The sequence below is a fragment of the Streptomyces mobaraensis NBRC 13819 = DSM 40847 genome (genome assembly GCF_017916255.1).
In the GTDB taxonomy this organism is placed as follows: domain Bacteria; phylum Actinomycetota; class Actinomycetes; order Streptomycetales; family Streptomycetaceae; genus Streptomyces; species Streptomyces mobaraensis.
The window spans coordinates 2,582,280-2,606,668 of the sequence record NZ_CP072827.1 but is presented as its reverse complement, the minus strand read 5'-3'; the positions used below and the strand labels follow the sequence as shown (position 1 = coordinate 2,606,668).

The following is a 24,389-nucleotide window of genomic DNA, read 5'->3' as shown; positions in this document are numbered from 1 at the left end:
ACGAGCACTGTCGGAGGTGATCGCCGGGCAGCAGGCTGGGGCCCATGACCAGCAGCGCTTCCCACAGCCCTTTCCGTTTCGAGAACAAGATCGCCCTCATCACCGGTGGCGCCCGCGGCATGGGCCTCGCCGTCGCCCGCCGGCTGCTGTCCGAGGGCGCCCAGGTGGTCATCACCGGCCGTGACGGCGAGCGGCTCGACGCCGCGGTCGGGGAACTCGGCGGCCCGGAGCGCGTCCACGCGGTGCGGGGTGACGTCTCGCGCGTCGCCGACGCGGACGCTCTGGCCTCGGCTGTCCGCGAGCGGTACGGGCGGCTGGACGTCGTCTTCGCCAATGCCGGCGTCGCGTCGTTCGCGCCCTTCGGCGAGGTGAGCGAGGAGGAGTTCGACCGGGTCGTCGGCATCAACCTGAAGGGCGTCTACTTCACGGTGCAGCGGGTGCTGCCGCTGCTGGCTGATGGGGGTTCTGTCGTCATCAACGCTTCCTGGACGGCGCACCGGGGGTTGCCCTCCGCGTCCCTGTACTCCGCCACTAAGGCGGCCGTGCACAGTCTGACGCGGACGTTCGCGGCGGATCTCGCTCCGCGTCGCATCCGCGTCAACTCGGTGAGCCCCGGTTACATCGATACGGACATGTACCGGGCGGCTGTCTCCTCCGCCGAGGAGGCGGCTGTCGTCGATCGGGTTGTGGCGGGGCGGGTCGGGACGGCGTCGGATGTCGCTGACGCGGTCGCCTTCCTGGCGTCGGGGGAGGCTTCGTACGTCAACGGGCAGGATCTGGTGATCGACGGGGGGTTGGTGGCGGCTCAGGTGGGGGGCGGGCTGAGCGGCGAGTAGGGGGCGCCTGCGGCGGGCTGTGCCCCGGTCCCGCCCTCTCACCGTTTCTTCCGGGGCCGCGCCCCGGACCCCGCTTGTCGCGGCTTCGCCGCTCGTCCTCAAACGCCGGACGGGCTGATCAGCCAGCCCGTCCGGCGTTTGAGGGGGGCGGGACCAGGGCTCACTTCCCCAGCGTCGCCCCTGGCGGTATCGGCGCCGTGGCCAACGCCTGCGGCGACGTCGGATTGGCGAGCACGGACGGCGGCGCCACGACGGCGGTCGGATCGGCCGCGTCCGCCGCCGCGTCCGCCGCGGCCGGCGGCGGCCCCATCCGGATGCCCGCCGCGTCCAGCGCCCGCTTGATCCGCCAGCGCAGCTCCCGCGCGACGGCCGCCGCCTCGCCCGGCGCGGCCTTGGCCTGCACCCGGACCACGACGGAGTCGAGGGAGACCGAGTCCAGTCCCATGACCTCGACGGGCTCCCAGAGCTTCTCGTCCCAGGGGGCGGTCTTGGACATCTCCTCGCCCACCTCCCCTATCACCTGGCGGGCGCGGTCCAGGTCCTCGTCGTAACGCAGGGTGACGTCCACCTCGGCCATGGCCCAGCCCTGGCTCAGGTTGCCGATCCGCTTGACCTCGCCGTTGCGGACGTACCAGATGGCGCCGTTCGCGCCCCGGAGCTTGGTCACGCGCAGTCCGACCTCGACGACCGTGCCCGTCGCCACGCCCGCGTCGATCTCGTCGCCCACGCCGTACTGGTCCTCGAGGATCATGAAGACACCGGACAGGAAGTCCGTGACCAGGTTGCGGGCGCCGAAACCGATGGCCACACCGGCCACACCGGCGCTGGCCAGCAACGGTGCCAGGTTGATCTTCAGGACGGACAGCACTGTCAGCGCCGCCGTTCCCATGATCAGGAACGAGGCGACGCTGCGCAGCACCGAGCCGATGGCCTCGGAGCGCTGGCGGCGGCGCTCGGCGTTGACGAGGATGCCGCCCAGGGCGTTGTCCACGGCCTGGGCCGTGCGGTTCATCCGGGCTATGAGCTTGGTGATCCCCCGGCGGACGAGCGAGCGCAGCACGATCGCGATGGTGAGGATCAGGACGATGCGCAGACCGTTGCTGATCCAGACGGACCAGTTCGCCTCCAGCCAGCCGGCGGCGTCGTTGGCGGTCTTCTGTGCCTCGTCGAGGGACGAGGGACGGGGCGTCGAGTCAGCGGCGACGAGGGCAGCGGACCAGAACACAGCGGGAACCCTTCGTAATGGACATGCCCGGCGCCGAACATCGGCAGGGGCAGAATCACCACACTAACGGGGCAGAGCGGGTCTTCCGTTGTTGTGTTCGAGAAGGGACGGGTCCTGCGCGCAGTTGACCGAGGTGTGTTCCAAAACACCTGTGACCCGTTACCCGCCGATGGTGGCGCACCGGCCAGGGGCCAGGGGACACTTGCAGGAGATCGTCCCGGCGCGAGCCACGCGCCGCCGGCGTACAAGGAGGCACCCGTGCCGCATGTCCTGGTCCTCAATGCGTCGTACGAGCCGCTCGGCGTCGTACCGCTCCGCCGCGCGCTCATACTCGTCCTCAACGAGAAGGCCATCAGCCTCGAGGACACGGGCGCCTACCTGCACAGCGCCAGCTGTACCATCCCCGCACCCAGCGTCGTCAGGCTCAAGCGCTTCGTGCGGGTCCCCTTTCGGGGCCCCGTCCCGCTCACCCGCCGGGCCCTCTTCGCCCGTGACGGCGGGCGCTGCGCCTACTGCGGTGGCGTCGCAACCAGCGTCGACCACGTCGTCCCACGCAGCCGCGGCGGGCAGCACGCCTGGGAGAACGTGGTGGCCGCCTGCCGCCGCTGCAACCATGTCAAGGCCGACCGGCACGTCTCCGAGCTGGGCTGGCGGCTGCGGCACCAACCGGCCCCGCCGTCCGGCCTCGCCTGGCGGATCATCGGCACGGGGCATAGGGATCCGCGCTGGCTGCCTTACCTGGAGGCATACGGCGCGGAGGACGCGATGGCCCGGATCGACGGCATTTCCGCCTGAGAGGACCGGGCCATTTCCGTTCCCGGCCCGGCGCTCGGGCGGCGGGCCGGGGCGTCACCCTCGGCCCCTGCGGGGCTTCGGCGGGCGGGCCGGGGTTCTGGGGCGGTCGCGGACGACGGCGCGGAGCTCGTCCACCCGGCGGCGGACGGCGTCCTCGGCCTCGGGGGACGGGTCCGTGCCCGGGGCCGTCCCGTGGCAGACGCGGCACAGGCCGCCCGGCAGGGCTTCCGGCGGGCCGGGGACGTGGCAGTTCGTGCACTCCGCGATCCGGCGGGGTGAGGGCCCCTCCGGGCGGGGCGCGGCGCCCTCCGGGGGCATCCGGTCGGTCAGCCGTCTGCGGGCGAACGCACCCGGGGCGGCGATGACGTCCGGCAGCGCGTTGACCAGCGCGTGTCTGATCGCCGCCGGGCTCGCGCCGCGCGCCAGCCACTCCGCCGCCAGCGGTTCCAGCGCCGCGCACTCGTGGGCCGACAGGGCCATGCGGGGGTCGGCGTGGCCGACAGAGGCGAGGACGTCGTGGGCGGGGGAGCGGTGGGAGGGGGCTGCGCGCCCGTCCGCCGGAGGTGTCGCGCGCGGGGGCTCACCCGCGTCCGTGGCCTGCGGCGCGTCGCCCCGCAGGAACGCCGACCACCAGGCGTCGTCCCGCGCCGTGCGGGAGAAGTACGTCCGCGAGACCCACTGCGTCCGCTCCGCACTGACCCGTTCCCGGCAGACGCGCAGGTGACCCGCCTCGGAGAGGAGGCGCAGCGCCGTGCGCACGGCCTGCTGGCCGTAAGGGAGTTCCTTGGCGAGCGTCTTGTGGTCCATCGCCGCGCCGTCCGGCAGGCGGTCGAGGTACGCGGCGATGTACGCCTCGCGGGCGGGTAGATGCCCGAAGTCGCGTGCGGTGCGCGGGGCTTGGCCGGGGGCGGAGCGCTTGCCGTAGCCGGGCCTGGCCATGGGGGGCTGCTGGGGCGGGAGGGGTGGGGGTGGGGTGTACGGGCGCGCTTCGGAGCTAGGATTGACGACAGCCATGGGATCGCATTTCTGGTTGGTCGATCTGGATGGTCAGGCCCTCGCTCGGTGTTTGCGGCATCGGCGGGGGCCGTTTCGTTGTCTGCGGGGCACGGTACACGGTCGCGGCGCTGCGTCGCGACGTGGTCGCGGAAAGTGAATCGCGTGTGTGCGGGCGGGGGTTGGGAGGGTGGGTGGGTTCAAATCCACACCACCCATTCCCTGGAAAGAGGGCTCGGGTTCCGAGGCCCGAAGCTCGGGTCTCGGGCTTCGGGGGTGCGGTGTGCGGATCGTCGCAGGTGGGCGGCGCAGGGCGAGTCGGGGTGGCCGGGCCCGGGGTTCGAGCGTCGAGCTTCGGGCGGGGGTGACGCTTCGCCTGCCGTTCACGTGAATGTTCGCACCCGCCACGAAAGGGTGAATGTGCACCCGTCGCCCCAACTCGTCCGGAGCGACGCTTGGTTGGCGCTAGGCTCAGCCGCGTTGACGTGCCATTCGTGAGCCTTCCTCCGGGTCGGCTCGCTCGCCGCGTTCGGGGCCCCACCCAGGGGTCTCGGGCGGGGTCGGCCCATGTGCCGTTCTGTCCGAGGTCCCCTCGTGGAGCCTCGCAGTCGGCGGGGTTCCGATCCAAGGGGAAGGGACTGCATGGCCCGTCATAGGAGGCTGAGACGCGCGATCGACTGGCGCCGGGTGCGGAGTGGGGCGAAGGCGGTGACACCGTGGGTGGAACTGTTCGTCGCCGTGACCACGCTGATCCTGGTGGTGATCGGCAAGGGGTGATCGACGGGGCCTAAGACCATTAGGCCCCGGCGATCCATCCGTCAGCCTGTCCGTCACGGGGAGCAGTCCCCCGTGGCGGACTTTCCTCTGGCGCCTGACCTACGGGGCCTATATCCAGTAGGCCCCGGCGACCAACCGCTGAGCACTTCCACGATAGCGGCACCCGCTGCCCGCCGTCCGCCGCATCACGGACGTCACGCGTCCGAGTGTCCTAGCAGGCCACCCGATCGCCCAGCTGTTCGGAACGTCTGTCGGGACGCCTCCATTCGGGTGCGCCCACCCCTGGCTCACCTTCCGACAGGCCGCCCGCCGGTCCGGCATCCGTCCACCGTGATCACTGACGGTCCCTGCCGACAAGGAAGTTCGGGAGTACGCACTTAGGGGGAGGCTGTCGCACATGCCGGTGCCATCGGTCCAACTTGGGCGCATCATCGCGGACATGAACCAGAAAGCCGCGCAGCAGGAGAGGTTCCCCAGGACCATGTGCGAGGGAGTGCGGTGCACCCGCTGCATGGACCGCACCATGGTGCGCGAGATTCACATGGGTCACGACGGCACCATCTCGCGCTACGACGACTGGGTCTGCAACTGCGGCTACCGCCGCCCGAGCAGGGAACAGGCGGGAAGGCCCGGCGCGCGGGTGGGGTGAGGCGGCGGCCGTACGCGCGGTCCCCCTTACGACGGGTGGAGGCGGAGTGCGTTCGTGTGCGCGGGGCGGACCACGGTGAAGTGCCGGCGGTCGAGCGTGGCGACGTTCGCCGTCTTGACGCGCTCGGCCACGGCGATCACGGAGGCGTCTGTTCCGCCCAGGGGAAGGTCTGCGTAGGTGCGGACGAGGTCGGCCATGCGCTCCAGGTCCTCCGGCATGAGGCCGGTGACCGTCCCGTACGCGCCCAGCGCCAGGTCGTCCAGGAAGACGGCCTCGGCTCGCGGGCCGCCGTAGCGTTCGATGAGGTAACAGGTCTCGGCGATCACTGTGGCCGGGACCAGCAGGTCGCGTCGGGTGGGCAGGGAATCGAGCCAGTTCCGGCAGCGGTCGTGCGCGGCGTCGGAGGGGCTGGCGAGGGCCACCAACGGGCCCGTGTCCACAACGATCACAGGGGAATTGTGTCAGCGCCCGAAGCCGTCCGAGAGGTAGTCGTCCACACGCGCCGACAGATCCGGCGGCGCCTCGGAAAGGATGCCGACAGAACGTGGATACGGCGGCTCTGCCGCTCCCCGTGCGGTGTCACGCCGGGCGTAAGAGTGCAGGAGGGCGGCGACCGCGGCCAGCTCGTCCGGATCGATGCGGTCGATCAAGTCGTGCAGCTCTTCCCGTGTCGTCATGGGTCCAGGGTAGGGCGCTCGTTTCTTTCGTGAGACGTTTCATTTCACACGTGAAACGATGCGTGCCGCGGGATCGGACGGTTCCGCGCCCGTGCCCTACCCCTTCCGCACCGCGTAAGCCTCCACGTCCACCAGCGAGTACCCCGCCGACTCCGCCGCCCGCTTCACCCCCTGGACGCGGACGAAGCGCGTGCCCGGGGCGTCGAAGCGCACCGTTTCGGTGCCGCCCTTGCCGTCCGTGATCGTGGCGGCGTCACGCCAGGTGCGGCCGTCGGGGGAGACCTGGACGCGGTAGCGGGTGGCGTGGAGTTCCTCCTGCCAGTGGAGGACGAGGCGGCCGAGACGGGTGGGGCGGGGGAGGCGGAGTTGCCACCAGGCGTCGTCGGCGGGCGGGGAGGACCAGCGGGTCTTGGGGTTGCCGTCCAGGGCGGCGAAGGGCGGGTAGTCGGACGCCTCGTCGCCGGAGGAGGCGGCCTCGCCGGTGCGGGCCAGGTCGGGGCCGCCGGCGGCGGGGTACGCGCGCACGGTCACCGTGCGCTCCTGGTCGCCGAGGCGGATCGGGACGGTGAAGGCGCGGGAGGGCGCGTCGGCCGGGACGGAGAGTTCGACGCGCAGGGTGGTCACGCCGCCGCGGACGGCCGTCACCTCGTCGGGGGCCTTGACGGTGACGCCCTTGGGCGCGCGGACGGTCAGCTTCTGCTTGACCGTTCCCGGCCGTTGGTTGATCACACGGGCCTCGACGACCGCGGGCGCCCCGCCCGCCTCGGCCGTCGCCTCCGCGTGGGTGAGCTCGAAGTGGGTGGCGGCGGTGTCCGCGAACCACGGGGTGATCTCGTGGACCGCGGCCGGGCGGGCGGGACCCGACCAGACCAGCCGCAGGGCGTCGGCCCGGACGCCCTTGCCGGGCAGCTGCGTCCAGCCGCCGGCCGAGAGGGGGCCCAGCGGCTGCCAGCCCTTGTCGGGGGTGTGCGCCTCGACCGTGCCGCGTGCGCCGGGAGCGGCGGCGGTGAGCACGGTGACGGCGGTCATCGGGTGGGGCTCGCGCAGCCGCACGGTCAGCGGGCCGTCCGCCGGCGCCGGGACGGTCGTCGCCGGGTCGCCGTCGGTGGCCGCGCCGGACGTGCGCAGCGGACGGTCGACGCCGAGCCAGCCGTTGGCGCGGGCGAGGGCCTGCTGGAGGAAGGGCGTCAGCACGCCGGCGCCCACGGTCACCCGTTCGGAGGTGATCCGGTCGCGCAGCCGCAGCACGTCGAGCTCCGCGCGCCAGGCGTCCGCGCCGTCGCCGCGCGCCTGCGCGGTGAGCATGTCGACGGCCCGCAGCCCGGCCTCGCCGTGCCGGGCCAACTGCCGCACCCACGGCCGTACCTCGGTGCCCAGGGCGTCCGTCAGCAGGCCGGGCGCGTCCGCCATGGTGCGGAAGGCGGCGCGCAGCCTGTCCGCCGCCGTCTTCAGCCGGTCGGCGTCCGTGCCGGAGAGCGCCGTCCAGAAGTCGTCCATCAGGGGGCGCAGATAGGCCGACTCCTCGCCGCCGAGGACGGACGACGCGTCGTTCCCGGCCAGCGCCCGCAGCGCCTCGCGGGCCTTCGGATCGGCGCCCGCGAGGTCGTCGACCGCGGCCTTCCAGGACTCCTCGGGGCGGTAGCCGCGCGGGTTCCAGGCGTAGTCGGCGGTGGTGAACAGGGGGATGCGCGACGCGGTGGGCTGTGCCGACGCGTTGGCGAGCAGGGCGGCCGAGCCGACGGCGACGGCCGGCTCCCGCCCGGTGTAGGGGCCGAGGAAGATACGGTCCTGCGCGAAGTCGTTCACCGGATAGTTGTCCATGGTGACGAGCTGGTGGCCGAACGCCGCGCGGGCGGCGGACAGTTCGGCGCCGGTGATGGTCCGCGGGACCACGCCCACGCCCGTCCAGGCCACCTCGACGCGCGGGTCGAGCCGGTCGGCGAGCGCCCGCCGGAAGGCCGTCCGGCCGTCCTGGAAGTACTCGGTGGGCAGCAGGGACAGCGGCGCCGCCGCCCCGCCCTTCGCCGCCAGGTGCCGGGACAGCGCCCCCGCCACCTTCGCCTGCGCCTCCGCCGCGGCCTTCGGCCCCGAACCGAAGGCGTCCCGGTCGGCCCCGCAGTGCCACTCGCTGTAGCTGACGTCCTGGAACTGGAGCTGGAACGCCCGGACGCCCAGCGCCCACATCGCGTCCACCTTGCGCTTCAGCGCCCGCAGGTCCTCCTCCGACGAGAAGCACATGGCCTGCCCGGGCGCCACCGCCCAGCCCAGCGTCACATGGTTGCGCCGGGCCCGGTCCGCCAGCGCGCGGAACTCCTCACGCCGGTCGGCGGGGTACGGATCGCGCCACTTCGCCTGGCGGTACGGGTCGTCGCCCGGCGCGTACAGGTACCGGTTCAGCTTCGTCCGGCCCATGAAGTCCAGTTGGGCGAGGCGCTGCGGCGTCGACCACGGCTGCCCGTAGAACCCCTCGGTGATCCCGCGCACCGCCGTCACCGGCCAGTCGCGGACCACGGCCCCGGCGAAGGCCGTCCCGCCGTCCCGCCGCACCACCAGCTGGCGCAGCGTCTGCGCCGCGTGGAACAGGCCGTCGTCGTCGACTCCCGCCAGCGCCACCGCCGGCCGGCCGTCGAGCTGCCCGGACGCCAGCCGGTAGCCGCCCTTGGGCAGGTCGCCGGCGGCCGGGGCGCCGAGCGTGCGCAGCGCCTCCTCGGCCTGCCGGCCGCCCGCGTACACGATGAGTCCGCGCGGCGGCGGAGTGCCGCCGGGCTGCGCGTCCACGACCGTCCGGGCCCCCGCGCCGCGCAGGATCTCCCGCAGCGCCGTCAGGGCGTACGGGTCCGCGCCCGGTTCGGCCATCAGGGTGACCTCGGTGCCCACCGGCACCGGCGCGCCCTGGGCGCGGGCCGCCTGTGGGCGCGGCCAGACCGGTGGCAGCGCGTCGGTCGCCTCCGGGTCGGCGGTGTCGGGGCTGCCCGCCGCCGGAGCGGCGGGTTCCGCGGGCGCGGCGACCACGGGGGCGGTGCCGAGCAGTCCGCCGAGGAGCGCGACGGCCAGGACGGTCACCCCGGCGCGGCGCGGCCGGACGGCGTACGGGCCACCGAACCGGCCGGTGCCGAGCGCCCGGCCGGGCCGTCCCGCGGGCCGGTCAAAGGGCCGGTCAGAGGCCGCCCGGACGTGGCGCTCGGAGCCCCGATCGCCGTACGAGGGGTCGTCGCCCTGGAACCGCACGCTTCTCCTCGCCCCGCTGCCGTACGTCGTGGTGGTGATGTGAGCGATGAGCCCATCACCAGGGGCGGAACGTGTCAACGCGGGTGACCGAACTGCCGGTATTGCCCGGCCCGGGGGTTGCGGTGGCGGTGCGGACGTGCTGCTGACGGCCGGTGGCCGGAATGAGCCAAAGCCCCGTCAGCGTGCCGTCGCCGTCAGTAAGCTGACACCGTCCCGGCCGTCACCGGGGAGCACCGTGCCGGCCGCCGAGCGACCCCGCGCCGGCCGGTGCGGCGCCGTCCCCGCCGTCCTCTGGAGGCAGGCATGGACCGCGTGGAGGGCCAGACCGAGGGCCGTTCCGGCAGCCGAAACGAGGGCCGTACCGAGGCGGGCGCGGACCGTGCGCGCCTCGCCGCGCTGCACGGTGTGGCCACGTCCTACGAACCCGCCCCCGGCCAGAGCGTCCCCGTCCCCGACGACACGGTCGTCGCCGTCCTCGCCGCGCTCGGCGTCGACGCCTCCACCCCGCGGGCCGTCCGCGACGCCCTGGACGCCCACGCCCGCACCGAACGCAACCGGCTGCTGCCCCGGGCCGTCGTCCTGCGCGGCCCCGCCCGGCACCGGCCGCCGGACCTGCCCGACGACGCCGCCCTCCACGTCGAGACGTCCGATGGGCAGTCCCTGACCTGGGACGATCCACTGCCGCTCGGCACCCACCTGCTGCGGGCCCGGACGCCCGACGGCCGGTCGGCCGCCGCCCCGCTGATCGTCGCCCCCGAGCGGGTGCCGCAGCCGCCCGAGCGCTGCCACGGCTTCCTCGTCCAGCTCTACTCCCTGCTGTCCGCCCGCTCCTGGGGCATGGGCGACCTCGGCGACCTGGCCGAGCTCGCCGCCTGGTCGGGCCGGGCCTTCGGCACCGACTTCCTCCAGGTCAACCCGTTGCACGCGGCCGTCCCCGGCGCGCCCGGGCGGCCCTGTGACCCGTCCCCGTACCGGCCGTCCTCCCGCCGCTTCCCCGACCCGGTGCACCTGCGCGTCGAGGAGGTCACCGAGTTCGGCCGGCTCGCCGGGCCCGCCCGCGAGGAGGCCCAGCGGCTGCTCGCGGCGGCGGCGGAGCTGAACGCGGCCGTCCTCCGCCGGGGCGAGCCCATCGACCACGACGCCGTCCGCGCCCTGAAGCTGCGCGCCCTCGAACTCGTCCGCGCGGTGCCGCTCGGGCCCGGACGGCGCGCCTCCTACTGCGAGTTCCTCGCCGAGCAGGGGCAGGCGCTCGACGACCACGCCACCTGGTGCGCCCTCGCCGAGGTACACGGCCCCGACTGGCACTCCTGGCCCGCCGGCCTCAGGAACCCCCGTTCCGCCCGCACGGCCCGCGCCCGCGGCGAACTCCTCGACCGCGTCGACTTCCACTGCTGGCTCGCCTGGCTCACCGACCGCCAGCTCGCCACCGCGCAAAGGGCCGCGCGGGACGCCGGGATGCGCGTCGGGCTCGTCCACGACCTGGCGGTGGGCGTGCACCCCGGCGGCTCCGACGCGTGGGCGCAGCAGGAGTCGCTCGCCGCCGGGATGTCCGTCGGCGCGCCCCCCGACGCGTTCAACTCCCGCGGCCAGGACTGGGGACTGCCGCCCTGGCGCCCCGACGCCCTGCGCGCCACCGGCTACGCCCCCTACCGCGACCTGCTGCGCGGCCTGCTCCGGCACGCGGGCGCGCTGCGGATCGACCATGTGATGGGGCTGTTCCGGCTGTGGTGGGTGCCCGAGGGCCGCGAGCCGGGGCAGGGAACGTACGTCCGGTACGACGCCGACGCGATGCTCGGCGTCCTCGCCGTGGAGGCGCACCGCGCGGGGGCCGCCGTGATCGGTGAGGACCTGGGGACCGTCGAGCCGGGCGTCCGCGAGGCGCTCGCCGAGCGGGGCGTGCTCGGCACGTCCGTCCTCTGGTTCGAACGCGACTGGTCGCGCGGCGCCCGGCGGGCCGGGCCGCTGCCGCCCGAGCGCTGGCGCGAGGGCTGCCTCGCCACCGCCACCACCCACGACCTGCCCAGCACGGCCGCCCGCCTCACCGGCGACCACGTCGCCCTCCGCCACCGCCTGGGCCTGCTGCGCCGCCCGCTCGCCGTCGAGCAGCGCGAGGACGCCAAGGGCGTCGCCGAGTGGCTGGCCCTCTTCGGGCGGCTCGGGCTGCTGCCCGAGGGGCCGGACGACGAGGAGGCGGCCGTCCGCGCCGTCCACCGCTTCCTGCTGCGCACCCCCGCGCGGATGGTCGGCGTCTGGCTGCCCGACACGGTCGGCGACCGCCGCCCGCAGAACCTCCCCGGCACCTCGGACGAGTACCCGAACTGGCGCCTGCCCGTCGCCGACCCCGCCGGCCGGCCGCTCTCCCTGGAGGAACTGGCCTCCTCGCCCCGGCTGCACGCCCTGATGGACGAGATCCGCGCCCTGACGGCCCGGAGGGACACCCCGGGCGCGCGCCCTCGGCAGGGGTCCGATACTTTGAGCCCGTGAGCAATAAGAAGATGAACGCCAAGCGCGCCGGGGTCGTGTCCGCCGGCACGCTGCTGATGCTGCTGATGTCGTCCCCCGCGTTCGCGCTCACCCGCGACGACGGCGACGACCCGGGCCCCGGCCTCAGCGTGATCAACACGCTCGGCCTCTACGTCGCCGCGCCGATCGTGCTCTTCCTCGTGATCGCCGGCCTGACGATGGTGCTGGCGCGCAACTCGGACAACGTGCGCACGCACGACACGCACTACCCGCGGACGTCGCGCTAGTCCCCTGCGGGGGCGCGCCTGGTGAGGGCGCGCCTGCGGCGTGCTTCGCGCGCCTTCAGCCAACGGTACGAACGCCGGACGGGCCCAGTTTGCCCGCCCGGCGTTCGGCGTACCCGTTCTCCCGGCCGACGAGGTCGTGGAGCCCGCTGACCAGGGGGCGCGTCACCCTGTGTGATCTTCCGCCTGTCGGCCGCGTCTCGTCAGCCCTCCCGCAGCACCCGCACCGCCTCCAGCGCGGTGGGTACGGCGGAGTCCAGGCCGAGCCAGAGCAGGACCAGGCCGATGGCCCCGAGGGCGGCGTGGGCCGGGAAGCCCATCCGGTCGGCGGGGGCGTAGCCGCGCTCCGGTGTGCGGGGGGCGTAGCGGATCGGCGTCGTCCGGCCGTCGGTGGACAGGGGCCAGCCCTGGGTCTCGTGGGGGTGGTCGGTTCCGTCCCGGTCCGTGAACGTGTAGTGGTACACGGCCGGTTCGCCCGCGGCGCCTCGGCGGACGCCGGTGAGTCTGCCGGTGACGGTGACACCCCGGAGGCGCAGGAGGCAGGCGGTGCGGACGGTGGAGGCCGTCACGCGGGCGAGGGCCGCGCCCGGCAGCAGGAACAGGCCCGCGCGGAGCCAGTCGCCGAGGGCGTCGAAGGCGGCGGTGGAGCGGCCGAGGTCTTCCGTGGCCAGGACGACGACGGGAAGGGCGAGCAGATAGAGGACCACCAGGGTCCGGATCGTCGGGCTGCCTCCGGCCGCCTGGAGTTCCCGCGCCGGCGCGAAGGCGATCCGTTCGGTGCTCGTCAGCCGCCGGCCGTCCCGCCGCGCCTGGTGCGGGGCCCGGGGCGGCAGGGACGACGTGAGGGCGGCGGTGAAGGCCGCCAGGGCCTCCGGGTCGGCACCCCGCAGCGTGAGGGCCTCGCCCGGGCCGTGCGGCGAGGTCAGTTCGATCCGCAGGGTGCGGCCGTCCGCCCCCGGCCCGTCGACGCGCTCGACGGCCTCGAACGGGATCCGGCGGCGCGTCCGCGTCCGGACGAGCACGAGGGCGGTGTCGTACAGCAGGGCCGTGGTGCCTCTTGTGGGGAGGGCGGCCCTGGGGTGCTCGGTCGTCGCCGTTTCGTCGGACATCCGAGCACCCTAAGCCGCGTCGGTCAGGCGGCCGCCGCCGCGTCCGCCGCCTGGGCCTTCAGGGCCCGCTCGACGCCCGCGCGGGACTCCAGGACCAGCCGGCGCAGGCCCGCGCTCGGGTTCGCGGAGGCGAGCCAGGCGTCCGTCGCGTCCAGGGTCTCCTGGGAGATCTGGAGCGCGGGGTAGAGGCCGACGGCGATCTGCTGGGCGACCTCGTGGCTGCGGGTCTCCCAGATGCCCTTGACGACGGAGAAGTACTTCTCCGCGTAGGGCGCCAGCAGTTCGCGCTGGTCGGCGACGACGAAGCCGCTGATCACGGCTTCCTGGACGGCGTTGGTGAGCTTGTCGGACTCGACGACCGACGCCCACGCCTCCGCCTTGGCCTCGGCGGTCGGGCGGGCCGAGCGGGCCGCGGCCGCGTGCTGCTCGCCGGCCGAGGTGCGGTCGCGGTCGAACTCGGCGGCGATGGCCTTCTCGTCCGCGCGGCCGGTGGCGGCGAGCCGGGTGAGCAGGTCCCAGCGCAGGTCGGTGTCGACGGCGAGACCGGCGACGAGCTCGGTGCCCTCCAGGAGGCCGGCGAGGAAGTCCAGGTGCTCGTCGGTGCGGGCGGTGGCGGCGAAGGCGCGGGCCCAGGCGAGCTGGTGGTCGCCGCCGGGCTCGGCCGCGCGGAGCCGTTCGAGCGCCGCGTCCGTCCACTTCCGCAGGCCGGTCTCGCGCCAGTCCGGCGCCGCGTACAGGTCGAGGGCCAGCTTGACCTGCCGCTGGAGCGACTGGACGACGCCGATGTCCGACTCCTTGGCGATGCCCGAGAGCACCAGCTCCAGGTAGTCGCGGGTGGCCATCTCGCCGTCGCGGGTCATGTCCCAGGCGGAGGCCCAGCACAGGGCGCGCGGCAGCGACTCGGCGAAGTCGCCGAGGTGGGCGGTGACGGTACGCAGCGACTCCTCGTCGAGGCGCACCTTGGCGTACGACAGGTCGTCGTCGTTGAGCAGGACGACGGCCGGGCGCCGCTGCCCGACGAGGGCCGGGACCGCGGTGAGCGCGCCGTCCACGTCCAGCTCGATCCGCTCGGTGCGGACCAGCTTGCCGTCCTTCAGGTCGTACGCGCCGATCGCGATCCGGTGCGGACGCAGCGTCGGCTCGCCCTTCGCGCCCTCGGGCAGCGGGGTGGCCTCCTGGCGGACGGCGAAGGAGGTGATGACGCCGTCGTCGTCCGTGGTGATCTCGGGGCGGAGGACGTTGATGCCGGCCGTCTCCAGCCACGCCTTCGACCAGGTCTTCAGGTCGCGGCCGCTCATCAGCTCCAGGGCGCCGAGCAGGTCGGACAGGCGGGTGTTGCCGTAGGCGTGGGTCTTGAAGTACGCCTGCACGCCCTGGAAGAACTTGTCCTCGCCGACGTACGCCACCAGCTGCTTGAGCACCGAGGCGCCCTTGGCGTAGGTGATGCCGTCGAAGTTGACGAGGACGTCGTCCAGGTCGCGGATCTCGGCCATGATCGGGTGGGTCGAGGGCAGCTGGTCCTGCCGGTAGGCCCAGGTCTTCATGGAGTTGGCGAAGGTGGTCCAGGAGTGGGGCCACTTGGAGCCGGGGGCGGCGGCCTGGCAGGCGACCGACGTGTAGGTGGCGAACGACTCGTTCAGCCACAGGTCGTTCCACCACTTCATGGTGACGAGGTCGCCGAACCACATGTGGGCCAGCTCGTGCAGGATCGTCTCGGCCCGCACCTCGTACGCCGCGTCCGTCACCTTCGACCGGAAGACGTACTGGTCGCGGATGGTGACCGCGCCCGCGTTCTCCATCGCGCCCGCGTTGAACTCCGGCACGAACAGCTGGTCGTACTTGGCGAAGGGGTAGTGGTAGTCGAACTTCTCCTGGAACCAGTCGAAGCCCTGCCGCGTGACCTCGAAGATCGCGTCCGCGTCCAGGTACTCGGCGAGCGACGGCCGGCAGTAGATGCCCAGCGGGACCGTCCGGCCGTCCTTCTCGTAGGTGCTGTGCACGCTGTGGTACGGGCCGGCGATCAGCGCGGTGATGTACGTGGAGATGCGCGGGGTCGGCTCGAAGCGCCAGATCCGGTCCGCCGGGACCTCCGGCGTGGGCGAGTTGGAGATGACCGTCCAGCCCTCGGGGGCCTTCACGGTGAACCGGAACGTCGCCTTCAGGTCCGGCTGTTCGAACGACGCGAAGACGCGGCGAGCGTCCGGCACCTCGAACTGCGTGTACAGGTACGCCTGGTCGTCCACCGGGTCCACGAACCGGTGCAGACCCTCACCGGTGTTGGTGTACGCGCAGTCGGCGACGACGCGCAGCTCGTTCTGACCGCCGTGCAGCGACGGCAGCGCGATCCGGCTGTCCGCGAAGACCACGGCCGGGTCGAGCGCCTCACCGTTGAGCACGACCTCGTGCACGGTCGGGGCCACCAGGTCGATGAACGTCTCGGCGCCGGCCTCGGCGGAGTCGAACCGCACGACCGTCTCCGAGCGGAACGTCCCGCCCTCCTGCGCGCCGGAGAGGTCGAGGTCGATCTCGTACGCCTCCACCGTCAGCAGCGTGGCCCGCCGCTCGGCCTCTTCGCGGGTCAGATTCGTGCCTGGCACCTGGCCATCTCCTTCGCATCACGCGTGTTCATGACGTTCCCGGCCATCCTTCCACGGAGGCGGCGTCAGGCGCCTGCCGTGCGCCGTCCACTGTGAGCCGCCACGCCCGGTGCGCGCGGACCTGGAGGCAGCCGGCCGGGACGTGGTGGACGCCGATCCCGGCGGCCACCCGGTACAGCGGCGACAGGTGCTCATCGAGCGCCCACAGCTCCGGCCGGGGGATCTCGTCGAGCAGCGGCTCGCCGTCGTCGAAGTCGTAGTCGAACCGGACGGGCCCGGGCGCGCCGGTCCAGCGGACGACGTCGTGGCCGTGGCCGTCGATCGCGGTGGTGAACGACCGTATCTCCTCCGATGGGCGGAGCGTCAGCTTCCAGGACTGGTCGCCCGCCGCCGTGACGAGGACGTACGTGGGCGCGCCGGGCCGCGCGCGCAGTGGGCCGTGCGCCGGGCGCGGGGTGTGCGCGCGGGTCACCCGGACGCGGGCGAGCCCGCCCGCCTCCAGGCTGGTGACGTGCACGGGTCCCGCTTCCGCCGAGGTGAGGGTGAGCGCCGCGGGCGCGCCGGAGTGGACGAGGACGTCGCAGCCGGTGCCCGTGACCCCGTCCGCCGGCGCCTCGCCGGTCAGCGGGCGGGCGGCGGAGAGCGGGAGGAGGCGGAAGCGCCAGCGGGTGAGGGCGCCGAGCTCCAGCCGGGTGGCCGTCTCGCCCTCCGTGAGCCCGGTGAAGAGGAGGCGGCGGCCCTGGAACCCCTCGTCCTTCGAGATCAGCTCGCGCGTGTCGCCGTACGGGTCGATCTCGGTGACCGCGAAGAAGTCGGAGCCCTCCAGGTCGTACTCCAGGATCACCGGCGAACCAGGGCACGGGTGGGCGATCTCGACGACCTCCAGGTTCCGCCCCTGGCCCGCGTACTCGGCGAGCACCCCGTCGGCGGGCTCCGGCTCGGGCGCGGCGGACGGCAGGGCGGCGAGCGACCAGGGGCCGTCGGCGTCGACGAGGAGCAGGCAGGGGCCGGCGACGGGCGTCACGTCGATCAGCGCGCCCCGGCCCTGGGCGAGCACGTCGGCGCCGTCGCGGTCGGCCGGGTCGCCCCCGGGGTAGACCGCGCGGAGCGTGAGACTGCCGCGGTCGGCCCGGCCACCCGTGTGGTTGACGCGCAGGTCGGCGGCGGGACCGGAGTAGCGCAGCACATCGGGGCCGGTGCCCTGGAGCGCGCCGTCCGGCTCCAGGACCCGGGCCTCGGAGAGCGGCAGGAACGTCAGGCTCCACTGCCGTCGCGCGGCCACCCGCAGCCTCGGCGGCCGGCCGGCCCGCGGCGTGAACACCGCCCGCCCGCGGAACCGGCCCGTCCCGGACAGCAGCGGACTCGCCGTCCGCTGCTCCCCCTCGGCCGTCTCCACCGACTCCACGACCTCCACCGCCGCCGGACCACCGGGACTGGCGAACTCGACCAGCACCGGCCCGTCGGGCAGCGGCCCTTCGGGGACGACATCCTCGTCGCCGGTGCCGGTCCGCTCCCAGGGGGTGAAGGTGGGGGTGAGATCTGTGTGGGGGGTGGGCTCGGGGGACGGGGTGATGTCTGTGAGGGGGACGGCTTCTGAGGTCGGGGGGATGTCCGTGAGGGGGACGGCTTCTGAGGCGGGAGCGGCGTCCGTGATGAGGATGGCTTGCGAGGCGGGAGCGGCGTTCGTACGCGTCTGTGCCGGGGCCTGTTCCCGCGCCCCCGCCGGGGCTTGTCCCGGTACCTGCTCCGGTACCTGTTCCCGCACCGGGGCCTGCGCCGACGCGTCCGCCGCCGACCCCTCGGCGCCCTGCTCCGGCGGGGCCGGGCGGTTGGTGATCCGTCCCAGCACGGCCCGTTCCCCGGCCGGCTCCGCCGCTCCTCGCTCCTCCCGCGGCGTCGCCGCCTCGGCCGCCTCCCGCGCGGGCGGACCGACGACCGCGAGGCCGACGGTCGGCGCGTCGGCGACGAGCCGCCCGGCTTCCGGAGCGGGCGCGCCGGCGAACGGCGACTCGGCCGCGGGCCCGGGGACGGGCGGTCTGAGGACAGGCTCGGGCGGAACCATCCCGCCCGGCTCATACACGGGAGCACCGAGGACGGCGTCACCGAGGACGCTCGGCACGGGCCCCTCCTGACCGGCCGCGGCTCCCCCGGGAACCCCCGGGCCGGGCACGTCCGGCGGGTAGGCGGGCATCTCCGGCACGCGCGCCGGAGCGACGGGAACGGAAACACCGTCGCCACGCCCTTCGTACCCGGGCGCGTCCGGCCCGCCGGCTTCCACCGCCAGGGATCCGGTCCGGGCAGCGGCCAGGTGATCAACCGCCGCCGGCGCATGGGCCCCCGCGTCCGGCCCGTACGACGGTTCGGCTCCCGGTGCCCCGCCTCCCGGCACGCCTGCGCCGGCACCGGATCCGGCGTCGGACGGCGAACCGCCCGGCCCGGGTACGTACGTCCCCGCGTACGCCGCGGCGGCCCCGGGAGCGCCTCCGAGGCCGTCACCCAGGCCGTCCGCGAAGCCGTCCCCGAGACCGGCGCCGTTCCCGTACGCCCCATCGCCCCCCGCCCCCGCGCGGTGCGCCTCGACCACGCCGCCGAGGCCGGAGGCGTAGCCCCGGAGGACGGCCGCGAACCGCCAGCCGTCGCCGCCACCGTCGTCGTAGCGGCGGAACTCGCCGAGGACGGCCGCGGTGGCGGTCGCCACGGCAGCCGCCCCCGCGTCCGCGTCGGCCCGGCCGTCCCGCCCGCCGAGGGCACCGAGCTCGTCGGAGGCGCCGATGCCGCCCGGCCCGGCCGCGTCGTCGAACCGCACCCCGTCCTCGACGGCGACGTGGGCGACCGGCGCGCCCGTGGCCGTCGTGACGGCCATCCCGAGGCCGGGGACGCGGCCGAGGGCACGGCCCTTCGTGGCGGCGGCCACGACGATCCGTGTCACGTCCGGCTCGATCAGCGCGGGGTCGATCACCAGCCACTCGGCCACCAGGCCCGCCTCACCCTCCGAGGTGCCCAGGTGGTGCACGGCCCCGGAGGGGTGTGCGGCGTGCTGGGAGGAGACGAGGTCGGCGTCGGCGCGGAGCGTTCCGCGCGCGTCGAGGAGCAGGGCGGCGACGGTGAGGGCCCCGGCGTCGGGGAGTGCGGGCACGGCGGTCCAGGTGACCGCGGCGTGCAACGGCTCGGCCGGGACGGTCAGATGTTCGCCTCTGGCTATCCGGTTCATGAACGGAACTCTCCCACGGGGGTCGGACATCCCGGCCCGAATAAGCCCGCCGGGCCCGCCCACGAGCCCTGGAACGGCGAAGGGCGGGGCCCCGGAGGACCCCGCCCGACCCGTACGACCCGGCTCAGCCGCGCAGCTCCGCGGCCACCAGCTCCGCGATCTGCACCGCGTTCAGGGCCGCGCCCTTGCGCAGGTTGTCGCCGACGACGAAGAACGCCAGGCCGTGCTCGACCGTCTCGTCGACGCGCACGCGGCCGACGTAGGTGACGTCCTTGCCGGCCGCCTGAAGCGGCGTCGGGATCTCGGACAGCTCGACGCCCGGGGCGTCCTTCAGCAGCTCGTAGGCGCGCTCGACGCTCAGCGGACCGGCGAAGGAGGCGTTGACCTGCACCGAGTGGCCGGTGAAGACGGGGACGCGGACACAGGTGCCGGAGACCTTGAGGTCGGGGATCTCCAGGATCTTGCGGGACTCGTGGCGGAGCTTCTGCTCCTCGTCGGTCTCGAACAGCCCGTCGTCCACAATCGAGCCGGCCATCGGCAGCACGTTGAAGGCGATGGGCCGCTTGTAGACGCCGGGCTCGGGGAACTCGACGGCCTCGCCGTCGTGCGTCAGCTCGGTCGCGTGGTCGGCGACCTTGCGCAGCTGCCCGTCGAGCTCGGCGACGCCGGCCAGGCCGGAGCCGGAGACAGCCTGGTAGGTGGTGGCGACGAGGCTGCGCAGCCCGGCCTCGCGGTGCAGCACCTTCAGGGCCGGCATGGCCGCCATGGTGGTGCAGTTGGGGTTGGCGATGATGCCCTTGGGGCGGTCGGCGACGGCGTGCGGGTTGACCTCGGAGACGACGAGCGGCACGTCGGGGTCGCGGCGCCAGGCGGACGAGTTGTCGATCACGACGGCGCCCTGTCCGGCGACCTTCTCCGCGAGCGCCTTGGAGGTGGCGCCGCCGGCCGAGAAGAGGACGATGTCCAGCCCGGTGTAGTCGGCCGTGGCCGCGTCCTCGACGGTGATCTCGGTGCCCTGCCACGGGAGCGTGGATCCGGCGGAACGCGCCGACGCGAACAGGCGCAGCTCCGTCACCGGGAAGTCGCGCTCCGCGAGGATCTTGCGCATGACTCCGCCGACCTGTCCGGTGGCTCCGACGATTCCGACTCTCACAGGGGGCTCCCATTGCTCATATAGGACACATGCGTCACTGCCGGATGACGGTGGGACCGGTAGGCGCGGTTCCATCATGCGGGAGTGGGGGGCCCGGAAGTCCAATCCATTGTCCGGAGGGTGGGACGAGGGCGGCGGGTTCAAGAACGGCCGAGTTGTCACACCGGTGGGTGAAGGGTTCGCCGTTTCCGCACCGCGAATATAAGGCTAGCCTTAAGTTCGAGGCTGTGTGGGAGATCATCTTGTTGCAACCAGTGGAGGACTGGTTCCTTCGTCTCTGCAAGGAGGACCCCCGGTCGGCCAACAGCGTCGTCGAAGCACTCGACCACCTCGCCTTGGTGGGGCCGAGCCTCGGTCGGCCGATGGCGGACCGAGTCCACGGGAGCGTTCTGCATAACCTCAAGGAGCTGAGGCCCGCCTCAGGCGGCAGGTCGGAGGTCAGGATGCTGTTCGTCTTCGATGCCGACCGGGAGGCGGTCATGCTGGTGGCGGGGGACAAGGCAGGGGAGTGGAATCGGTGGTACCGGGAGCATGTCCCCGTCGCGGAGAGCCGGTACGCCGAATACGTGGCGCGCAAGCGAACGGGAGGTGCGAAGTGAGGGAGCGATCGTGGCGCGAGGTGCGGGCCGAGGCGGTGGAACTGCACCCGTGGCTGGAGTCGGACGAGGCCGTGGCTCAGCGCGCCGAGGAACGGGCGGCGAGTACAGCCCGGATCCGCGGGCATGAGCTGGCCGGCCTGCGCCGTACGGCCGGTTTCACCCAGGCCGAGGTGGCGGCGGTGCTGGGTGTCAGCCAAGCGCGCGTCTCACAGATCGAGCACGGTCAGGTGGACAGCCTCGACACGCTGCGGGCCTATGCGGCCGTGCTCGGTGGTGAGGTGTCGGTCATCGTTCAGAGGGGTGACGTGTCCGTCAAAGTGGCCTGACAGCGCGCTGCGGCTTCGATCCGGGCGTCCGGATATCCGACAGAGGCGGGCGCCCGGAATCCGGGCGCCCGCCTCTTCGCGGTCAGGGGAGACCGGTCAGGAAACGACCTTCTCGATCGTCACGCTTCCGGTCCCCGCGACCGTCCCGCGCTCGTTGACGAGCTGGACCTCGCCGGAGAACGTCCGGCCCTCGGGGGCCGCGCCGGCGACCACGACGTCGGCCGTGACCTGGGCGGACTGGCCGTTGCCGAGCTTGACGGACTGGCCGGCCGGGACCTTGACCTCGCCCAGGGAGGGGGCGAAGTAGACGTCCCGGTAGTCGTAGGCGGTGGTGCCGGAGGGCACCTCGTAGCCGGTGACCTCGACCGTGTACTCGCCCGGGGCGGGCTTGGTCAGGACGACCAGCTCGTCGGAGCCGCCGCTGGTGGAGGAGCCGACCGGCTTGCCGTCCCTGTAGACGGTGAGGTCGAGGTCGGCCTTGGGGTCGGCGGCGCCGCCGATGGCGGCCTCGAAGCGGGTGACGCCCTCACCGATGGTGACCTTGGACGTCTGCTTCTGCCCCTTGGCGATCTCCTGGCGGGCGACCTTGGACGAGCCGAGGCGGCCGCCCTGGAGCTTGCCGTCGAGCTGCGCGAAGTCGTTCTTCGCCGTCCAGGTGACGGTGGCCGGGGTGCCGACCTTCGCCTCCTTCACCTTCTGCACGGCCGGGTCGAAGGAGGCGCCCAGCACGGTGGCGGTCACCGTGTAGGGGTTGTCCAGCAGCGGCGAGGTGCGCCGCGACTCGACCTCGATCTCCCAGACGCCCGGCAGCGGGTTGGCGTACGAGCGCACGTCCGGGCGGCAGGTGTTGGCCGGGTTGGCGTAGTTCGGGTAGCAGTTGATCGTGGAGGTCGGGTCGACCGGGACGCCGTAGGAGTTGATGGCGATGAACCGGGTCTGGCTGTCCTTCGCCAGGCCGCTCATCGCGACCTCCAGCGTCTTCGCGCCCTTGGGGACGGTCACGAAGTACGAGGTGGTGGCGTTGCGCTGGGCCGTACCGCTCTTCGCGACCCGGTAGGCCGGGGCGGCCAGCGGCTCCGCGACCACGACCGTCGTCATGATCTGCTTGTCGATGCCCTCGGTGCGGTCGTCGTCCACGGTGAGGATCGCGCTGTGGATGCCCGCCGACTTCGGCTTCGCCGTGACCTTGACGGTGACGGGCTTGTTCAGCGGCAGCCGGACCTCGTCACGGCTCGCCAGCTTGAACGTTCCGTCGTTGTTCCGCCACTTCAGCTCGTGCCAGACGTCCTTGTCCGGGCCGGAGGTGCGGGTGACGGTGACGTCGTACGTCTTCGACTCGCCCGCCTTGAGGCCGCCCTCGCGGTCGTAGATGCCGGTGCCGAAGCCGGGCGTCTTCAGGGAGCCCGAAAGGGCGGTGGAGACGGGGGCCTTGACCGTGTACTCGTGCGCGGTCGCCTTGTGGCGCAGCGCGCCCCACGCCTCGTTGATGTCGATCAGGCCGGAGCCCTGCTCGTACGCCTGGAAGCCCTTGATCTTCTTGGCGGTGCTGGTGAGGGCCGTGCGCAGGTCGGCGGGGGCGAGCTTCATCCCCTTCTGCTTGGCGGCCGAGATCAGCAGCGCCGAGGCGCCCGCGGCCTGCGGGGAGGCCATCGAGGTGCCCTGGAGCATGCCGTAGCCCGGGGGCAGGTCGTAGCCCGACTCGGCGACGGGCGCGCCCGGCTCCCAGGTCGGCGTGGTGTTGACCGAGGCGCCCGGGGCGGTGATGATCGGCGCGAAGCCGCCGTCCTCGCGCGGGCCGCGGGAGGAGAACGGCATCATCGCGTACTTGGTCCGCACCTCGGACCCGTAGTTGGCGGCCCAGGTCTCCTTGGAGACGGAGGCGCCGACGCTGATGACCTTGTCGGCCAGGCCGGGGTCGCCGATGGTGTTGGCGCCGGGGCCGCTGTTGCCCGCCGAGATGACGAGCTGCACGCCGTAGGTGTCGATGAGGCGCGTGTAGAGCTCGGAGCGGGCGTTGTTGCCGTCGTTGAGGGCCGGCAGGCCGCCGATCGACATGTTGACGATGTCGACGCCGTGGTTGACGACCAGGTCGATCATGCCCTCGGTGAGCGCGACGTTGGTGCAGCCGCCGCTCCAGGTGCAGGCGCGCGAGGAGACGATCTTCGCGCCGGGGGCGGCGCCGTTCATCTTCCCGCCGAACAGGCCGTTGGCCGCGGTGATGCCCGCGACGTGCGTGCCGTGCTCCGACTCGATGACGCCGATGTTGACGAAGTCGGCCTTCTTGCCGACCCGGCTCCCGCCCTTGGGGTCCATCGGGACGTCCTTGCGGACCTGCACGACGAACGGGATGCGCTCGGCGATGGCGGTCTTCGGGTCGTCCTTGCCGAAGTAGCCGACCTGGTAGCCGTCCTTGTACGGCTTCATCTCGGCGTCGTTCCGGAAGTCGCCGTCGTCGTCGAGGTCGACGCGGACGGTGCCCTTGGCCTTGTCGTAGAGGACGGCCCAGGAGTCGGTGGTGTCGCCGTCCCGGTTGAGGTCGCCCTTCATGTCGCCGCCGGCGGTCACGCTCTCCCGGAACAGGGCCACCTGGTAGGAGCCCGTGGGGGCGGTGTAGGTGCGGCCGTTGAAGGAGAAGGACGAGCCCGAGACGTCCTGCGTCATCGGCAGCCAGGTGCCGTCGTCGTCCGCCAGCGGGTCGGTGGACGTCACCCAGTCGACGATCTTGCGCTCGCCGGTGGTGGTCTTCTGCAGCGCCGGGTGGGCCAGGTCCACGCCGGAGTCCAGGACGCCGATGGTGACGCCCCGGCCGTCGGCCTTGGGGTGGTCCTCGACGAAGTCCACGGCGCCGGTCTCGAAGGCCGGCTGGTACGGGTTCTTGGCCGGGGTCCGCTTTCCGGGCGCCGGGTAGGAGCGGCTCTTGGGCCCCTTGGCGCCCGCCACCGCGTCACCGCGCGGCGTCGGGTCGGGAAGCTTGATCTCCTGCTTGAGGTCGATGCCGTGCACCGACGACAGCTTCTGCGCCTCGGCGATCACGGCGTCGGCCTTGGCGGTGGGGACGGTGGCCCGGACGTAGCCGAGCTTGTCGTACTCCTTGCCCACCGAGGCGCCCTGGACGGAGTCGAGCTTCCCGGCGATCTGCCCCGTCTGGCCCGGAGCGGTGGCGATCATCATGGTGACGGTCCGGTCGCCCGCGGACTTGGCCTTGGCGAGCAGGTCCGCACCGTGCGAACCGAGCTTGTCCTTCGCGGGGTCGGCCGGCTTGACCGGTCCGGGGGCCGGCGTCGCGGCCGGGGGCCGCGGCCCGTCGGCGAAGGCGGGGGCCGCGCCCGTGGCGGCGAGTGCCACCGCCGCGGCGGCGGCGACGGCTATTCGGGACGCGCGTCTCGCGCCGCCGCGGGACGCGTGGCGAGATGTGGGGGTGTTCATGGACATCCCTGGCTGGTGAGTGAACGGCTGCCGACGGCAGG

Annotated in this window: 18 protein-coding genes; 8 read left to right on the top strand and 10 right to left on the bottom strand. The window is 73.4% G+C overall.

The genetic code is table 11. The annotated features are described in order from the left end of the window. Nucleotides 1-44 precede the first annotated feature (44 nt). Nucleotides 45-836, top strand: a complete 792-nt coding sequence (locus J7W19_RS10890) for an SDR family NAD(P)-dependent oxidoreductase (RefSeq protein ID WP_004950091.1) — start codon at nucleotides 45-47, stop codon at nucleotides 834-836. Nucleotides 837-996: 160 nt separating this feature from the next. On the opposite strand, the gene J7W19_RS10885 is transcribed toward J7W19_RS10890, so the two are convergent. Further along, the gene (locus tag J7W19_RS10885) at nucleotides 997-2,061 is read right to left on the bottom strand and encodes a mechanosensitive ion channel family protein (RefSeq protein ID WP_004950089.1); all 1,065 of its coding nucleotides are present in this window, start codon (nucleotides 2,059-2,061) and stop codon (nucleotides 997-999) included. A 258-nt stretch (nucleotides 2,062-2,319) separates the two neighbouring features. Here J7W19_RS10885 and J7W19_RS10880 point away from each other — a divergent pair, with 258 nt between their 5' ends. Then, a complete protein-coding gene (locus J7W19_RS10880) occupies nucleotides 2,320-2,856 on the top strand; it encodes an HNH endonuclease (protein ID WP_004950088.1) in 537 nt (178 codons plus the stop codon). Between the two features lie 54 nt (nucleotides 2,857-2,910). Here J7W19_RS10880 and J7W19_RS10875 read toward each other — a convergent pair whose 3' ends face one another. Further along, entirely contained in the window at nucleotides 2,911-3,795 is an 885-nt protein-coding gene (locus J7W19_RS10875) for a hypothetical protein (protein WP_004950085.1), read from the bottom strand. A 696-nt stretch (nucleotides 3,796-4,491) separates the two neighbouring features. On the opposite strand from J7W19_RS10875, the gene J7W19_RS33460 reads away from it, so the two are divergent. Then, on the top strand, nucleotides 4,492-4,626 hold the full coding sequence (locus J7W19_RS33460) for a hypothetical protein (protein WP_267939132.1): 135 nt from the start codon (nucleotides 4,492-4,494) through the stop codon (nucleotides 4,624-4,626). Nucleotides 4,627-5,065: 439 nt separating this feature from the next. Then, nucleotides 5,066-5,275 carry a hypothetical protein gene (locus J7W19_RS10870; protein WP_152262607.1) on the top strand — a complete coding sequence of 70 codons (210 nt, stop codon included), beginning with the start codon at nucleotides 5,066-5,068 and terminating at the stop codon, nucleotides 5,273-5,275. 26 nt (nucleotides 5,276-5,301) lie between these two features. Here J7W19_RS10870 and J7W19_RS10865 read toward each other — a convergent pair whose 3' ends face one another. The 3 genes from J7W19_RS10865 to J7W19_RS10855 all read right to left on the bottom strand — a co-directional run bounded on the left by J7W19_RS10865 (nucleotide 5,302) and on the right by J7W19_RS10855 (nucleotide 9,180). Continuing rightward, a complete protein-coding gene (locus tag J7W19_RS10865; protein WP_040892177.1) occupies nucleotides 5,302-5,724 on the bottom strand; it encodes a type II toxin-antitoxin system VapC family toxin in 423 nt (140 codons plus the stop codon). Between the two features lie 12 nt (nucleotides 5,725-5,736). Next, entirely contained in the window at nucleotides 5,737-5,952 is a 216-nt protein-coding gene (locus tag J7W19_RS10860; protein WP_004952953.1) for a hypothetical protein, read from the bottom strand. A gap of 96 nt (nucleotides 5,953-6,048) precedes the next feature. Then, nucleotides 6,049-9,180, bottom strand: coding sequence for a beta-N-acetylglucosaminidase domain-containing protein (locus tag J7W19_RS10855; protein ID WP_004952955.1), 3,132 nt, complete (start codon nucleotides 9,178-9,180; stop codon nucleotides 6,049-6,051). Nucleotides 9,181-9,483: 303 nt separating this feature from the next. Here J7W19_RS10855 and malQ point away from each other — a divergent pair, with 303 nt between their 5' ends. Both malQ and J7W19_RS10845 read left to right on the top strand, forming a co-directional pair. Continuing rightward, on the top strand, nucleotides 9,484-11,664 hold the full coding sequence (gene malQ, locus J7W19_RS10850; RefSeq protein ID WP_004952958.1) for a 4-alpha-glucanotransferase: 2,181 nt from the start codon (nucleotides 9,484-9,486) through the stop codon (nucleotides 11,662-11,664). Between the two features lie 11 nt (nucleotides 11,665-11,675). Next, entirely contained in the window at nucleotides 11,676-11,930 is a 255-nt protein-coding gene (locus tag J7W19_RS10845) for a hypothetical protein (RefSeq protein ID WP_004952961.1), read from the top strand. A gap of 200 nt (nucleotides 11,931-12,130) precedes the next feature. Here the strand turns inward: J7W19_RS10845 and J7W19_RS10840 are convergent, their stop codons facing one another. From J7W19_RS10840 to J7W19_RS10825, 4 genes are all read right to left on the bottom strand, one after another. After that, entirely contained in the window at nucleotides 12,131-13,036 is a 906-nt protein-coding gene (locus J7W19_RS10840) for a hypothetical protein (RefSeq protein WP_004952964.1), read from the bottom strand. Between the two features lie 23 nt (nucleotides 13,037-13,059). Next, complete coding sequence (gene pepN, locus J7W19_RS10835; protein ID WP_004952966.1) at nucleotides 13,060-15,633, bottom strand: aminopeptidase N; 2,574 nt, start codon at nucleotides 15,631-15,633, stop codon at nucleotides 13,060-13,062. Nucleotides 15,634-15,661: 28 nt separating this feature from the next. Further along, on the bottom strand, nucleotides 15,662-18,844 hold the full coding sequence (locus J7W19_RS10830; protein WP_004952969.1) for a TerD family protein: 3,183 nt from the start codon (nucleotides 18,842-18,844) through the stop codon (nucleotides 15,662-15,664). Nucleotides 18,845-18,968: 124 nt separating this feature from the next. Next, nucleotides 18,969-19,997 (bottom strand): aspartate-semialdehyde dehydrogenase, encoded by a 1,029-nt coding sequence (locus J7W19_RS10825; protein ID WP_004952972.1) that lies wholly within the window; start codon nucleotides 19,995-19,997, stop codon nucleotides 18,969-18,971. 227 nt (nucleotides 19,998-20,224) lie between these two features. Between J7W19_RS10825 and J7W19_RS10820 the strand changes: the two genes are divergently transcribed. Both J7W19_RS10820 and J7W19_RS10815 read left to right on the top strand, forming a co-directional pair. Beyond that, the gene (locus J7W19_RS10820; RefSeq protein ID WP_004952975.1) at nucleotides 20,225-20,596 is read left to right on the top strand and encodes a type II toxin-antitoxin system RelE/ParE family toxin; all 372 of its coding nucleotides are present in this window, start codon (nucleotides 20,225-20,227) and stop codon (nucleotides 20,594-20,596) included. Beyond that, complete coding sequence (locus J7W19_RS10815; protein WP_004952978.1) at nucleotides 20,593-20,922, top strand: helix-turn-helix domain-containing protein; 330 nt, start codon at nucleotides 20,593-20,595, stop codon at nucleotides 20,920-20,922. Before J7W19_RS10820 ends, J7W19_RS10815 begins: the two co-directional genes overlap by 4 nt. Nucleotides 20,923-21,018: 96 nt before the next feature. Here the strand turns inward: J7W19_RS10815 and J7W19_RS10810 are convergent, their stop codons facing one another. Then, complete coding sequence (locus J7W19_RS10810) at nucleotides 21,019-24,348, bottom strand: S8 family serine peptidase (RefSeq protein ID WP_411848830.1); 3,330 nt, start codon at nucleotides 24,346-24,348, stop codon at nucleotides 21,019-21,021. Nucleotides 24,349-24,389 lie beyond the last annotated feature (41 nt).

Coding starts and splice junctions, on each gene's coding strand:
- J7W19_RS10830 (WP_004952969.1), bottom strand. CDS start 18,844: ATGAACCGGATAGCCAGAGGCGAACATCTGACCGTCCCGGCCGAGCCG.
- J7W19_RS10840 (WP_004952964.1), bottom strand. CDS start 13,036: ATGTCCGACGAAACGGCGACGACCGAGCACCCCAGGGCCGCCCTCCCC.
- J7W19_RS10890 (WP_004950091.1), top strand. CDS start 45: ATGACCAGCAGCGCTTCCCACAGCCCTTTCCGTTTCGAGAACAAGATC.
- J7W19_RS10845 (WP_004952961.1), top strand. CDS start 11,676: ATGAACGCCAAGCGCGCCGGGGTCGTGTCCGCCGGCACGCTGCTGATG.
- J7W19_RS10870 (WP_152262607.1), top strand. CDS start 5,066: ATGAACCAGAAAGCCGCGCAGCAGGAGAGGTTCCCCAGGACCATGTGC.
- J7W19_RS10810 (WP_411848830.1), bottom strand. CDS start 24,348: ATGAACACCCCCACATCTCGCCACGCGTCCCGCGGCGGCGCGAGACGC.
- malQ (WP_004952958.1), top strand. CDS start 9,484: ATGGACCGCGTGGAGGGCCAGACCGAGGGCCGTTCCGGCAGCCGAAAC.
- J7W19_RS10860 (WP_004952953.1), bottom strand. CDS start 5,952: ATGACGACACGGGAAGAGCTGCACGACTTGATCGACCGCATCGATCCG.
- J7W19_RS33460 (WP_267939132.1), top strand. CDS start 4,492: ATGGCCCGTCATAGGAGGCTGAGACGCGCGATCGACTGGCGCCGGGTG.
- J7W19_RS10875 (WP_004950085.1), bottom strand. CDS start 3,795: ATGGCCAGGCCCGGCTACGGCAAGCGCTCCGCCCCCGGCCAAGCCCCG.